Annotated in this window: 12 protein-coding genes and 1 tRNA gene; 2 read left to right on the forward strand and 11 right to left on the reverse strand. The window is 64.4% G+C overall.

Annotation, left to right across the window (positions count from 1 at the left end):
* Nucleotides 1-89 precede the first annotated feature (89 nt).
* The 7 genes from NU1_RS15180 to NU1_RS15215 form a co-directional block, all read right to left on the reverse strand.
* Entirely contained in the window at nt 90-299 is a 210-nt protein-coding gene (locus NU1_RS15180; RefSeq protein ID WP_067521893.1) for a hypothetical protein, read from the reverse strand.
* Between the two features lie 137 nt (nt 300-436).
* Entirely contained in the window at nt 437-1,669 is a 1,233-nt protein-coding gene (locus tag NU1_RS15185) for a hypothetical protein (RefSeq protein WP_067521894.1), read from the reverse strand.
* 80 nt (nt 1,670-1,749) lie between these two features.
* Nucleotides 1,750-2,331, reverse strand: a complete 582-nt coding sequence (locus NU1_RS15190) for a hypothetical protein (protein ID WP_067521896.1) — start codon at nt 2,329-2,331, stop codon at nt 1,750-1,752.
* A gap of 44 nt (nt 2,332-2,375) precedes the next feature.
* Nucleotides 2,376-3,077 carry a hypothetical protein gene (locus NU1_RS15195; protein ID WP_157552296.1) on the reverse strand — a complete coding sequence of 234 codons (702 nt, stop codon included), beginning with the start codon at nt 3,075-3,077 and terminating at the stop codon, nt 2,376-2,378.
* A gap of 45 nt (nt 3,078-3,122) precedes the next feature.
* Nucleotides 3,123-3,935 (reverse strand): class I SAM-dependent methyltransferase, encoded by an 813-nt coding sequence (locus NU1_RS15200; protein ID WP_067521900.1) that lies wholly within the window; start codon nt 3,933-3,935, stop codon nt 3,123-3,125.
* A 522-nt stretch (nt 3,936-4,457) separates the two neighbouring features.
* Nucleotides 4,458-5,438 (reverse strand): DNA-processing protein DprA, encoded by a 981-nt coding sequence (dprA, locus tag NU1_RS15210; protein ID WP_067521904.1) that lies wholly within the window; start codon nt 5,436-5,438, stop codon nt 4,458-4,460.
* Complete coding sequence (locus NU1_RS15215; RefSeq protein WP_067521906.1) at nt 5,435-6,541, reverse strand: DUF4192 domain-containing protein; 1,107 nt, start codon at nt 6,539-6,541, stop codon at nt 5,435-5,437. Before NU1_RS15215 ends, dprA begins: the two co-directional genes overlap by 4 nt.
* A 624-nt stretch (nt 6,542-7,165) precedes the next feature.
* Between NU1_RS15215 and NU1_RS41440 the strand changes: the two genes are divergently transcribed.
* Nucleotides 7,166-8,986 carry an NACHT domain-containing protein gene (locus NU1_RS41440; RefSeq protein WP_169815065.1) on the forward strand — a complete coding sequence of 607 codons (1,821 nt, stop codon included), beginning with the start codon at nt 7,166-7,168 and terminating at the stop codon, nt 8,984-8,986.
* A gap of 678 nt (nt 8,987-9,664) precedes the next feature.
* Nucleotides 9,665-10,132 carry a hypothetical protein gene (locus NU1_RS41445; protein WP_157552300.1) on the forward strand — a complete coding sequence of 156 codons (468 nt, stop codon included), beginning with the start codon at nt 9,665-9,667 and terminating at the stop codon, nt 10,130-10,132.
* Between the two features lie 15 nt (nt 10,133-10,147).
* On the opposite strand, the gene NU1_RS15225 is transcribed toward NU1_RS41445, so the two are convergent.
* The 4 genes from NU1_RS15225 to NU1_RS15240 all read right to left on the reverse strand — a co-directional run bounded on the left by NU1_RS15225 (nt 10,148) and on the right by NU1_RS15240 (nt 12,870).
* Entirely contained in the window at nt 10,148-11,107 is a 960-nt protein-coding gene (locus NU1_RS15225) for a helix-turn-helix domain-containing protein (protein ID WP_157552302.1), read from the reverse strand.
* Between the two features lie 23 nt (nt 11,108-11,130).
* Nucleotides 11,131-12,195: a tyrosine-type recombinase/integrase gene (locus NU1_RS15230; RefSeq protein ID WP_067521911.1), complete on the reverse strand. Its 1,065-nt coding sequence runs from the start codon at nt 12,193-12,195 to the stop codon at nt 11,131-11,133.
* A complete protein-coding gene (locus tag NU1_RS15235; protein WP_084521438.1) occupies nt 12,192-12,638 on the reverse strand; it encodes a hypothetical protein in 447 nt (148 codons plus the stop codon). The genes NU1_RS15230 and NU1_RS15235 overlap by 4 nt, the downstream gene beginning before the upstream one ends.
* Nucleotides 12,639-12,788: 150 nt before the next feature.
* A tRNA-Leu gene (locus NU1_RS15240) sits at nt 12,789-12,870 on the reverse strand.
* Between the last annotated feature and the right edge of the window lie 252 nt (nt 12,871-13,122).

Genomic DNA, 13,122 nt, shown 5'->3' on the forward strand with positions numbered 1-13,122 from the left:
GCCTGAAATCGGAAAAGGATGGTTGGATCGGCGAATCATGCTGCGGGACAGCGAATTCCCGCGAGGACGCGCGACCGGTAAGGCGAGTGTTACTTCTTTTTGTCGCGGGTGGTGACGTTGATCGGATGGAGCGACCAGACCCCGTCCTCACCACGGACGAACAGCCAGTATTTGCCCGACCATCGGGGCTCGCTGGCACGCCAGGCATCGATGGTCTTCGTGTCGAGGTGCGAGACGGGTCCGGCGGATCCGAAGTGCCGCTCGTGTTCATAGTCGGTGCGGGACAACGTGTCGATCATGGGAACGAACCTCCTGAGAGAACAGGCGAGGCAGGCGACCAACGGTCGCGATGCCTCGCCTGGCCGGAAATCGGCTGGAGCGGTGTGGATCTGGGGCGAACAGAGTGCAATCGCACGCTGGTACAGCGTGATTGACCTCATGCGAGGGTCATGGCCTGGTAGGCGAGGTCATCGAGGGCGTTTGCGCGGTCGGGGTCGGGGATGGTCTGCGAGTAGCTGGTGACCGCGTTGGCCACACCCGCAGCCGTCAGCTGGCCCCCGGCGATGAAATGCGACAGGATCTCGGTCCGTTCGCTCTCGCTGAACCCGAGCCGTTTCGCCAGCACGTCGAGGGTCTTGTCCGGTTGCGTGACCGGAGCACCGGCGGTCTGCTCCAACTCCTCGACGCGGGCGGCGAAGAACTCCGGCGACAACCACTCCGCGACACGGTCACGGGTTTCGGCGGTGATGACCGCGAGCTTCTTACGCAGCGTGTCTTGGGACCACGACACCGTCCCGGCATCGAGGCGTTCGCCGACGTGACGGTGGGTGTGGGCGAACATGGGGATGGTCAGCCCGTTGCCGCAGATCTGCACGACCAGTTCCGGGGTCAGCCGGACCGCGTGATGGCCGGTTTCGTCGTTGCTGAACCGGAATCCGGCGAACACCACCGGCTCGGCACCGAGCGCGTATCCCTTCCCCTCGCGGGCGGCGATCGGTCGCCAGCGGTCGAGATCGCCTGCCACACGGCGGCGTTCGGTCTCCAGGTCCGGGTTGGAGAACGCGCTGCGGTAGTTGGCCAGGAACTTCGGTGCCAGCGCCGACATCTGCGGGGAATACACCTTGGCGTGCATGGTGGAATCGGTCAGATCGCAGGCGCGGATCTCGGTGTCGGCCCCTGCGGCATGGACGCCTTCGAGGACGGCGGTGAGCACATCGAGGTTGTCGATAATTCCGTACCGGTCGGACACGAGAGCACGAAGTATGCCGGGCTGATTCTGTTGGGGTGGGGTGAACAGCCGCAGCAGAAACGATCGATCGTCGGGTTCGGGCAGGTCGGTGTCGGTGTGGCCGTGCAGCCAGCCGTTGACGTTGCCGTCGTAGAGATCCAACCGCTCGCGTTCACGCAATCGACGCAGGTAGCGCACCGGGATGCCGAGTTTGTCCGCGATCTGCCCATCCGCCGCGCCGGTGGGGCGGTACAGGCCGTCGACGGCGGTGACGCCCCGCTCGTCGACGACCGGGGTGACACCGAAGAGTTCGACCATTCCGTCGTGGGCGCGAATCGAGGACGCCGATGCGACGACATCGACCTTGGCGGCCTGCTGCTCTTGCAGCAGCGGCACCAAATCCTGCAACGACAAATGACGGGCATAGCTGTCCAATGACATGAGAAGTTCGTCCTTTCATGGGAGGGGATCGACTGTGGTGGGAGAGAACAGTCGAGGCTGTGCATCGGTGCCGAGAGCGGTCAGGAGCCGGTCTTGTGGCGCACGGCGGTGAGCAACGCATCGGCCCCGTCGGCGGCAATGCGGGCCTGGCGGTACCGCAGGCGTGCGATGTCCTTGCGCATTTCGGCCAATTCCTGGGCGCGCGAGGCACGTTCGCATCGCTGCGCGGCCCGCGCCTGCTGGTACTGCGCTACCCGCAGGTCGGTGAGGAAACGGTGCGACAGCGCGGCCAACACGGTGTCCACCGCTTGCTGCACGTGTGGGGGCTGGTTCGTGAGCAGCCGACCCACCTCGATCACCAGGTGTCCGGGTTCGCCCAGGCTGAGCATCGATATCCCGGGCCGGTGATCGCTCCAGCTCGGGTAGAACGCCGCGGTACTGACCGGCGCCCCCAACCAACGGCCGTTCACGAACAACCCGAAGAACCGGAACACGATCTTGGGCCTACGCTCCTGCCCATCGTCGCCGAGCACGGTGTGTTCGGCCATGTCGACGAATACTCGCCCGCTGACAGGGACTTCGTCGGTGGACTCGATGGTGTAGCAGGTGCCGTGATCGGAGGAGTTCTCGTAGGTTTCCTCATCGAAGGAAGGAAGAGACATGGTAGAGGTAATCCTTTCTGACAGAGTTGATTTCGGTCGACAGGTCACGGTGTCGCCGCAGCTGGTTCTGGTGTCCAGGACTCGAGGGCGCTACCGGAGGGCAGGTCGGTGATCTCGATCGAATCGACCGTCTCGCCGTGTGCGCGGTTGTGCGCGACGATCTCCTCCGGTGTCGGCGTGTGCGCCGTACAGGCGTGCGCGACGGTGAGGAAGGGAACCATCGATCCGCAGACGGTGATGCGGGTCGCGGCGAGGACACCGTGACCGAAATGCTCGGCCAGCTCGCAGCGCGGCGGCAGTGCCACAACGACTTTCGCGCCCACGCTCAGCTTGTGCGGGACGCGGTCGTCGCGCGCGATCCACCACCCGCCACGGTGGCGGCGCACCACATAGTCGAGCGGAAGCCGCGCGGTGAGCGCGCGGGCACCGTCCGCGGTGAGCGGCCCGGAAACCGTGACGCGTACCTCGTCACCGCGATCGGCGACGGTGAACGCGGAATCGATGGTGTAGGTCGCGGTGCGGCGCTCGCGTCGCGCGTCGGTGCAGTCGCGGGTGAGAGCCCCGCCGGAGGAGATCCGGCGTGCCGGGCGGCCGAGTTCGCGGCGCGCGGCGGCGGCGAGCTGGGCTGACCAGCTGGCCTCGGAGATCGGCGGATCATCGCTCTGCCGTGACAGCGTGACGTGCAGCAGCGAGCCTTCGCGGTGCACGACCACGGTGCTGCCTTGCGGGTTCTGGTATACCGACATCGAAGAAGACCTCCATGAGTGAGTGGAAGAGAGCCGTGGGTTGCGTCAGCTGGCCTGGTGATCGATTCCGCGTAGGTCGCGGGTCGGGCGCAGCACGGTGGGCGCGGTGAAATCAGCGCACACGAGTTCGGTCGGCGGTGGACGATGCCGCCACTGGTTGCGGTAATAGGCGGTATCGATACCGCAGGTCGGTCGCAGCGTGATACCGGTGGAGGCGCAGAAGCGGGTGTATTCGGCATCGCCGGTACCGAAACGCATTGCGGTTCGGCCGCTGTAGGCGAAGGGCGCCGACTGCTGCGGGATCAGGAACACCCCACGAGCCGCGATCTGGGCAGCCACCGCGATCGTGTGGTACTCGCAACGGGAACCGCGATACCCGGGCGCATCCGTGCAGCGCGGCACCGGGCCATAGGGCGGGTTGGAGACCGCGGTGTCGAAGGGCCGCAACCGCATTGGCGGCACCCGCAACAGGTCCTCGCAGATCCAGACCGCCTCGGGCAGCACCCTCAGCCCGACCCGCACATACTCGGGATTGCGCTCCACACACACGATGTCGGGCACCGGCAGCCCTTCGAACCGGTGAGCGAACATCAACGCCCGATGACATGCGAACGCCAGTGCACCGATCCCGGCCCCCAAATCGATGACACGTGAACCGGATACGTGCAACGTGAACTCCGATGCCAGCTCCGACGGTGTGAAGAACGCTCCGTCACGGCATTGGCTGGTCCGCTGCGCGGATTCCTGCCAATGCTCGAGAACGAACTCCTTCTCCTCCTCGGACAACTCTCGCTGCAGATCGACCAGGCGACATGCTTCCCGATGATCGGCCTCGGCCTGTTTGGTCAGCTTGGACATGCAAACTCCCTGAAAGAGAACGACACTCACCGAACCGACCGCCCTGCGGGGAACGTGGGAATGCGGGAGACGGCGGGGTGAAGGATGGGGACGGCTGGTGCGGGCCACGACGACATGCCCACGCCAGCCGACGACAACACGCCCAGGACCGGCCACACCCGCCACGGCATCAGGACTGGACGCAGTCGTGCGGGGGTGGTCGGTGGGGCGCTACACGCGGACACCGGTGGCGGAAAGGACGGTCAAGCCGTTCCGCTGACGACCCGTGCCAGTGTTGTGACGGTTCGTGCCCTGCGGTGGGCGGCGCGGTGCGGCTTGACCGTCCGCGCCGCCGGTGTAGCGTGCGCCCGCCCCACCGACCACCCACACGACGCGAAACCGACACGCACGCAGCCGATCACGCCATTGCATCACCATAGCCGTGGTGCTGTTCGATCAGCCTCACGACGGGCGGCGGAACCACAGTGCATGCTTCAGATCATCGACGGTGGGCGCGGCGGCACCACACAAGAATCTGGTGCCTTATGGGACATCCACCGAAGTCGTCATCGATCCCCCTCCTTCGGGCGCACGCGGCGTAGGGGCAGGGACCTCGACGGTATGGGTCCACGACGGTTCGACCACGGCCCGGCGGACGTCGTCGGCGCAGGTCACCAACTCCGCATCACCATCGGCGATGAACCGATGGCAGCCCGCCGACGCCGCCGAGGTCACCGGCCCCGGAACCGCGAGCACCGGCCGACCGAACCGCCCGGCCCAGCGCACCGCGGACGCCGTCCCCGACCGCACACCGGCCTCCACGGCGACAGTCGCGGTCGACAATGCCGCGATGAGCCGATTGCGGGCCAGGAAACAGTGCTTCCTGGCGGTGACACCGGGCGGGTACTCGGTGACCACCAGGCCGGTATCGGCGATCTCCGCGAGCAGCCGGTCGTGCTGCACCGGATATGGCCGATCCAGACCGCACGCCAGTACCGCGACGGTCACCCCGCCGACCGCCAGCGCAGCCCGATGAGCTGCGGCGTCGATACCGTACGCGGCTCCGCCTACTATGGTCCGGCCCGAACCCGCCAGGTCACCGGCGATTTCGGTGGCGACGTGGTTGCCGTACGCGGTGCTGGCGCGTGCTCCGATCACCGCGACCGCACGGTAGGTGACCTCGCGCAGCGACCGGTCTCCCCGCACCCACAACGCCAGCGGCGCCACGTCACCGACATCGCCCGAGCCAGGCGGCAAGCATTCCAACAGCTCCCGAGGCCACTCGTCGTCCTCGGGCGTCACCAACCGGCCCCCGAGCCCCTCTACCACCTCCAGGTCTCGGGCTGCGGCCTTCAGCCCACCGGCCCCACGAACGAGGACATCCTGATCTACCGGCAGATCGCCAGATTGCAGCATCAGAGCTGCCCGGCTGGGGCCGACCTCGCCGACCAGCGCCGTCAGTGGCTGGCACGGACCCGATGCCGCGCGAGACAGCAACGCCCACGCCAGACGGTCGATACTCACCGCGCGACCTCCATGCTGGAATCGCGTGCCGCGCTGCCAATATCGATCCGCAGATCGGCAGCGACCTCGATGCCAGAATTGACGAGCCGGTTCAACCGCGTGGGATCCATCGCGGTCTGCAATGCGGTGTCGAGCAGGACCGCCATCCGGTGTTCGGGATCTGACGCCAGCGCCTGCCTGAGAGCGATCCCTGCCAGCGAGCCGTCGCCACGCAGATACGCATGGAACGCCAGCAAGGTCGCCGCCTCGGCCCGGTCCGGATCGGGCAGAGCGCGGGTCAGGACACCCCACAGGTACTCCGCGGCGTGTGCGTGCACGCCACCCGCCACGCCGAACATGCTGTCGCGGACAGCGGGATCACGCAGCGCGACAGCGACTTCGGCGATCGTCTGTGCGGGGAGCGGGATCCCCTCACGGGCGTGGGTGATGACCGACATCACCTGCCACAACGCCATTCTGGTGTAGGCATCGGGATTGTTGATCACGATTGCCCGGACCAGCCGCCGCTGCGCATCAGCAGCGGCGTTCGGCAAGACGGCCGATACCTGTTCTCGCAGCGCCTCGTCGACAGCGATCGAATCCGCCAAGTCCTCTCGCGACGAGTGCAGCACACGACCGTCGTAGACGTGCTTGGCCGCCACCTGCGACGCCGACGGATCCGGCAACAGACCACGGAGCTCCGGTGAGTCGATGTTCCACCATTGCGCGGCTTCGCTGATGCGCGGCACCGCCCACGCTCCAGGAAGTGCGACATCGAAACCGGCCAGGTCGTGGCGCAACGCATCAACCAGCGGACGCTGCTCGGCTGCACCGCCATCAGGACCGCGGCCGGGACGTGCGATGCGGTCATCGACGATCACCACGAGTGCGGCGACAGCACCAGACCTGCGGCAGACGCCGGTAACCCGCTCGGCGAGTTGGGAATACTCGTCAGTTGATGGGAGCTCGAAACGGGCAGCGACATGTACCTTGAGCGGGTTGCCCGGCAACGCCGGTCGCAGCACGACAACCACGAACGACCGCTCCGGGACGAATCCCAACAGCGCGGGCACAGCGGCAATGAACTGACCCGGTTCCTTGAGCAAAACTTCGGACGACGACATAAGCGGACTCCTCAATGAGACAAGCCCGACAGCGCAGCGTGGACACCACCGAAATAACCGATGTCCGCGCCGCGCCTTCGGGGCGGTGGGCGCAACGCGTCGACACCGGCGGCGTCAGTGGGCGGTCAAGCCGAGAAACCCATGCCCGAGCCGCGGTCGATCTATTGGCACCCACGGGTGTTCGCACCCGCGCGGCTTGACCACCCACGCCGCCGGTGTAGCGTGCGCCCGCCCACCGCCCCAAAGCGCGCCGCGCGAAATCTCATCCAACTCAGACACCTCAATTGGCCTGGACCGAGTAGCAACTGGTTCCCGTCGCCGGTGACTTCGGCTGTGCGAGCACGATGTCGCGCATGGCACTTGCGGCGATGTGACCTCAGCCTGTGCTCAAGCGTCGCGTGTTGTCGGCAGCTGGTGGCACACTGGGCCTTTGTGACCGGTAGCGTGGAGACGGCAGCGATCAAGGTCGGGGCGGGCCTGGCGGGAACATCGACCCGATGGGGTTGGCAGAAGCTGCGCCCAGACTGCTCCAGGCAAGGATTGATCCGTGCGGCGAATGATCTGGCAGTCGAGGTCAGGCAGAAAGAGGAACAGTCGCGAAATCAACTTCGTGGCGGAGCGGGGATGTCCATCGACTTGGAGTTCCAGACGTCGGATGGGTCATCATCGGATCCCGCAGATCTACTGGAGCTGAACACGATCGAGCAACGCTATGAAAACCTCGCCAGCCCGCGTCGATTGGTCATCCTAGGAGAACTCGGTGCCGGCAAGACTGTGACGCTGAACCAGCTCGTACTCGATCTTCTCGCACGCCGGTCGGCACTTTCAGACTCCGGGCGATACGACACTCCAGTGCCGGTCCGCGTGGGTCCGTCCGGCTGGGACGGAAAACAACCATTCTCGGAGTGGATGGCGATTCGACTGACGACCGAATACCAGGTCCCACGATCAGTCACGGCCGCTCTGATGAGGAAGGGGTATGTACTCCCCGTTCTCGATGGCTTGGATGAGATGGACTCCGACGATACCGATCCAGTACACGCCCGCAGCGCACTGGAACTTCTCAGCACTACCGCCCCGTGGAGTTCTCGGCCTTTAATTGTGTCGTGCCGTACGAGCGCATTCTATCGATTGCGCGAATCCGGTGGGATGCCACTCGTTGATGCGAAGATCTACGTCTTGAAAAGTCTCGACCCGTCGAATATTTGGGTCCAGCTCGAAAACTATCGTCAACGATTCGATCTTCCTTCAACTCGTTGGGAGACCGTGCTCGATAACATTGCCGAAGAATCGGATGGTTCGCTCGCTCGCACCCTGCGTACGCCGCTCATGCTTGGCCTTGCAGCAGATCTGCTGCGAAGTGGAGATCAAGAAGCAGTTTCTTCTATTACGGTACCAGCGGCGCCTGAAGAGATCGAACGGTCGCTCCTGAGTTCATGGATCCGAGTTGCGGTTGGGGGAATCGATGAGTCTGACCGAGCTCGCTCATATGGTGCAGCTGCGGTGGAGGGGTGGCTCGGCAACCTGGCCGCACATCTTGATCGTGAGCAAACGGCGGGGCGTGATGGTCAGGAAATAACACTCGATCAGTTTTGGCGACTGGCTGGGCGCGGAAAGTGTCTGGCGGTTCATACTGCCTTTATACTTGCCGTGTCATTGATAGTTGCGGGTGTTCTCTCTCTGTTTCCTACGGCAAGTGGATTTGAGTGGAAGTTAGTGATGACTTTCGTGCTCATCTTTGCTCCGATGGGATTGGTTCTATACGGGCTTGACTCTGGTTTGCGAATCCACGCTCCAGGGTTTCGAGGCGTATCGGAGCGCTTTGCTTGGAAGGTTCCAGGGCACCGCCGCTGGCGCCGAGGTTTGCAAAGCGCTTCGGTAATTGGCGGATGCGCCCTTGCCTTCTTTGCGGTTATAACTGCGATCGCTTGGCTGCTCACCCCGGAAGCTGCGGTACGAGAAGTTGCCGCCGCATACCTTCTCCTCTCCAGCTTGGCCGTCGCATTCGGAATCATCGCTGGACTTATCGTTGGTTTCACCACCACCTTCGAAGAACGTGTTGCACTGGGGCGAAATGAACGCCGACCAATTCGTGAGGGCCAAGTGGCTGCATTGCTCTCAGGCGCGGCGGCCTTCATCATCTTCGGTAGCGCGGGGGCAGTCGCTGCACCTGTGGTAATTGGGAACAATGCCAGTGCAATACAGTCCGGTGTGCAGTGTGCGGTATGGATGGCGTTCGTCGTGTGGTTTGTTGTCGGATTCAACGGCCAGAGATTTCTGGCAGCGTCTCTGATATGCAGAGTAAACGGAAAATTCTGTGGTCGTCCAGCGCAGTTCTGTAATTGGGCTCGCACGGCGGGTATCCTTCGAGTGGAAGGGGCAGGCTACCGGTTCCGGCATGCAATGTTGCAGGAATGGCTCGTTTCGAAAGCTCGCGAAAGCTAGCGTGTCGACAATCCGCCACGACCACGAAGCGAGTAGTCGGTTCGTAACCGTCCGCGCGGATCGCTCGAATCGGTACCGTGAATTAACGGTCGCCACTGTAAGCCCGGCCGCCGAATCCGACGGTGTAACTCGGCGTGGGTAGGCTTTCCGCTGATCGACTCCCGCTGAGGCCAGCAGCGAGAGCTGCATTCCGGAAGCTTCGCGGTGGTCGCCGCAGACGCACTTGGGGATCCCCTGTGCCAGGCGGGTGACCGCGTAGCGCGACAGTCATGTTCTGTTGTGCCAGAACGTTTCGTTGGTACTGGAGCTGTCGCGCGTGAGCTTGGTGGCGTCGCCGCCAGTTGGCGGCGACGAGTCCGTGGGTGACCGTGCGGACTGGTGGAGTGCTGGAGGTCCGGTGCTGCGCTGCCAGTGGAAGCGAGATTGTTTGGGAATACGCCAGTTCGATGGCGGTTCGGGCATAGGGTCAGCTGGCAGTCGGCTCCGATCGTGGTTCAAGAGGGGATGCAGATGCACGGTGTGGGACATGCTGTGGTGGTGGGCTTTTCGGCTCTCGTGGTGATGTCCGCGGTGAGCTGCGGGACCGGTGAGAACCGACAGGCTGTCCAGTCGCCGTCAGCGCCCGTATCTGTGGCCAGTTCTCCGGAGGGGACATCTGCCGCCTCGACGACCGCGTCGGTGGCATTGACGGAAGTGGATGCCGATCACTACACCGGGCAGGCGTTTGGCACGCACTTCACCGATGCGTCGGGGCGGATCGCGTGCAATTTCAATCCTGCGCAAGGCGGGTGTGTGTTCTCCGCGCCGGATCATCGGGCGGCGGATTCGGTGCCGGTGTGCGCGGGCAGTGATACGCCGATGCCGTACGCGGCGATCGGGTGGCGATCGAGTGAGGAGTTGACCACTCAGGTGCCATCGACGTGTCGGATCGCGAACGCCTTCTTCAACTCACCGGCCGCGGTCGCCGCGGACGGTCGGTTCACCGATGCGGCCTTGCCGTTGAATTCTCGGATCACGATGACGTTGGGGTGGCCGGACACGTCCAACACGATCACCTGCACCTCGACCGCGACCGAGTTCCGATGTGTGCACGGCAAATCCGGACATGGGTTCGTGGCCACCGCAACGGCTATCGAGATCTTCTGATTCAAGGCGAGCCAATCACGCTCGGCCACCACCGATCTGCGCCGATCGGTCGACGGTCGCCGACGGGATGAGCGATACCAACTTGGCACTGGGTGGGTCGTTCTCATCCGAGACTGGTTCGGCGGTCATTGGTGTGGTCCTGGCGGCGTGGTCGGATTGGAGGCGACGTGCTTGGGTCAAGATTCGGCTGACTGTGGATCGGCTGCGGTCCATCTCTCGTGCGATGCGAGTCGGGCTCCACCCGTCATCGTGGTGGTGCGCGAGAACCTGAGCTACCTCGGCCGGGTCACGGCGGCGCGCGGGATCGTTGGCGCAGACCAGCTCTGCGAGATCGATCCACTGCTGCCCGGGTGCGGCGGTCAGCTCAGGCGTGCGCACGGCGATGTGCGTATCGTTGGTGCCGGGCGATGCTTCGGCATCGACGCGTTCGTGCGGGGTGAGGTTCGTATCGCGATCAAGGTCAAGTACCCCGACCGCATGGACGGCTCCGTGCGCACGCCGGGGTGGGGCTTGCGCGAGTGCGAGCAGGGCGACAGTTGCTTGTGCCATTGAGCCTTCGACAATCAAGGGAAACAGCCATGCTTCACGTTCGGATATGGCAGCGAGCAGGGCGAGATCGCGTAATGCGGTGAAGGACAACCAGAACGCCCCGGCCGCGATCAATACAGTCATCAGGGTCGCGAGCAGATTCGTCAGGCGGGCCCCTGCGTGCGCACGGTACAAGACCGCGACTCCGTGCACAGCGGCAAGCAGAGCGATCGGCGGAACGATCGCGACCGTCGCCGAGATTTCTGGACGTGCGGACGCATGTAGCGCCGCGTGGGCCGCGTTGCCGGTGACGCTCATGGTGACGGCGATGACGAGAACACACCAGAAGAAGCGGCGTGCTCCTGTGGACAGGTCCGGGTCTGGCGAAGCAGCGGACGCGTGCGTGTGGGTGTCGGTGCGCACGGATGTGTGATGAGCGATGGTCATGCGGTATCTCCAGGAGGTCTGAGTCAGCGTGCGGGCGCGGCGGTGATGCGCGGAGGCGATGGGAAAGCGGGCACGAGAGGGTGCGGCTCTCCGGTCATGACTGCGACGACGGCGGCGATTTCGGGAAGATTCGATTTGACGTAAGTCGCGGTGGTGCCGGACTTTTTGTCCTCGTGGCTGGCGAAGTAGCGAGCGACAGCGAACCCGAAGTTGCGTTCGACCCAGGTGAGGGTGGTGTGGCGGAGCCAGTGGATCGTGATGCCCTGGACGGCTACCCACGGCAGTTCCTCGCCGATACGGGCCCAGAGGTGGTCGTAGCGCCGTGAGGTGATCGGCTTGCCGTTGCGGTAGCGCAGCAGCTGCCCGGATTGCGGTGCTTTGCGATCGCGGGCGTGCTGGAGCATGTGGCGCATCAGAGTGGGGGACACCGGCTGCCAGCGTTCGGTGTCACCCTTCTCTCGAAGCCGGATCAGGCATTGGTCGGGATCGAGGTCGGCTGGTCTCACCGAGAGCGCGCCACCGCGTCGGCACGCGGTCTCGGTGTGCAGGCGCAGAATCAGGCAATCCAGTTCCGGGTCGTCGCCGGTGGAGGCCGCCGCCGTGTTGATGTCGGCGAGCTGTTGGGGCGGGATCGCGTAGCGCCCAGCGGAACGGCGTGCCGGTTTCGACACCTTGCGAGCGGGATTGTCTGCGGGGCGGATCCAGCAGCGTTCCTCGGCGAACCGGTACACGCATCGGGCAGCTCCGACGAAGTTCTCGACCGCTCCGCGGCCTGAGCGCGAACCACCCGCTTGCGCACCAACTTTGACCTGTTCGGCCATGGCCGTGAGTTCGTGTTGGGCGGGTTCATCGAGGCGGCGATCGCCCCATTCGTTCAGTAGCCGGTGGAAGTGGGTGTTATAGGTACGCAAAGTACCCGGCGTCAGGGTCGCCCGCACCAACGGGATCACCTCGGCGAAGGTGGGTGCGAGGATCGGATCGCCGATGAGATCTGTTGGGGCGATGCCCATTTGAGACAGCAGCAGACGGGCGGCGGCGACGGTTTCGGCGCTGGGGCTGGGTCCGGAAAGTGAACTGGGGACGGTCATGCGCGATCACCTCGCACCAGCTCGGACCGGACCGGTTCGAGTAGCGAGTGCAGGGCACCTGGTGGGAAGAGCGCCATCTGACCGTGTGCGGGATAGGCGGCGATCAGGAGGCGGTCGCCGATGTACAGGTTCACACGTCGGCGCATTCGGTAGGGCACACGGAGGTAGCCCTGCCCGGTGATCGTCACCGCGCTGTGGGTCGTGGTCCGGATGAGCAGTGCGCCATGCTCGGTCGGACGAATGTCGACCGGGGTACGCGGTTCCCACCCGAGAGCTTCGACCGTGCGTTTGTCGGAGACCCGGCCACCGTCGGATACCGACCCGAGACCGTAGACCACAGCGGCCCCACGTTCCGGCGGTACCGGCAGCGGGTCGAGGGGCCCGTGGATGAGCTGCTGCAAGGGAGCAGGGGAGGGAACGATCGGGGCGATCACGCCGATCATGAGAACCACCCCCACACCGATGGTGTTGGACGGGCGGCTATTTGCAGGTTGCCTGGCAGTAGCGGGCATCCCCGCATCGCGGGTGCGGGCGCGTGCTCAAGTGCACTTTCACACGCTGGGACAATGTTTGACAGATCTGTCAGGTTTTCGTGCGCGAGGGGGGACTTGAACCCCCACGTCCGTGGACACCAGAACCTAAATCTGGCGCGTCTGCCAATTTCGCCACTCGCGCTGATGGTACGACCGTCCAAACTCTACCGGGCTGAACATGGATCGCGAAGTACCCGGGGGTGTGGCGTACTGGTCGGTAACCCTACCTGGGAATATAACAATTCGATAACTGAGAACATGAGGGGGGCTCAACTTTCCTTCACTGATGTAACCGCGTGGACCTGGGGGTTCAAACATGAGGCGGGGTCATGTTTCTGATCGTTCTGGTACGTGTGTGCATGAATACTCCGGGGTAGGGGGTCTGGCATAGGGG

Source organism: Nocardia uniformis NBRC 13702, assembly GCF_001613345.1.
GTDB classification, from domain to species: Bacteria; Actinomycetota; Actinomycetes; order Mycobacteriales; family Mycobacteriaceae; genus Nocardia; species Nocardia uniformis.

Bases quoted from the DNA above. Each gene is read 5' to 3' on its own strand.
- NU1_RS15180 (WP_067521893.1), bottom strand. From the start codon at position 299: ATGATCGACACGTTGTCCCGCACCGACTATGAACACGAGCGGCACTTC.
- NU1_RS15185 (WP_067521894.1), bottom strand. From the start codon at position 1,669: ATGTCATTGGACAGCTATGCCCGTCATTTGTCGTTGCAGGATTTGGTG.
- NU1_RS15190 (WP_067521896.1), bottom strand. From the start codon at position 2,331: ATGTCTCTTCCTTCCTTCGATGAGGAAACCTACGAGAACTCCTCCGAT.
- NU1_RS15195 (WP_157552296.1), bottom strand. From the start codon at position 3,077: ATGTCGGTATACCAGAACCCGCAAGGCAGCACCGTGGTCGTGCACCGC.
- NU1_RS15200 (WP_067521900.1), bottom strand. From the start codon at position 3,935: ATGTCCAAGCTGACCAAACAGGCCGAGGCCGATCATCGGGAAGCATGT.
- NU1_RS15215 (WP_067521906.1), bottom strand. From the start codon at position 6,541: ATGTCGTCGTCCGAAGTTTTGCTCAAGGAACCGGGTCAGTTCATTGCC.
- NU1_RS41440 (WP_169815065.1), top strand. From the start codon at position 7,166: ATGTCCATCGACTTGGAGTTCCAGACGTCGGATGGGTCATCATCGGAT.
- NU1_RS15225 (WP_157552302.1), bottom strand. From the start codon at position 11,107: ATGACCATCGCTCATCACACATCCGTGCGCACCGACACCCACACGCAC.
- NU1_RS15230 (WP_067521911.1), bottom strand. From the start codon at position 12,195: ATGACCGTCCCCAGTTCACTTTCCGGACCCAGCCCCAGCGCCGAAACC.
- NU1_RS15235 (WP_084521438.1), bottom strand. From the start codon at position 12,638: ATGATCGGCGTGATCGCCCCGATCGTTCCCTCCCCTGCTCCCTTGCAG.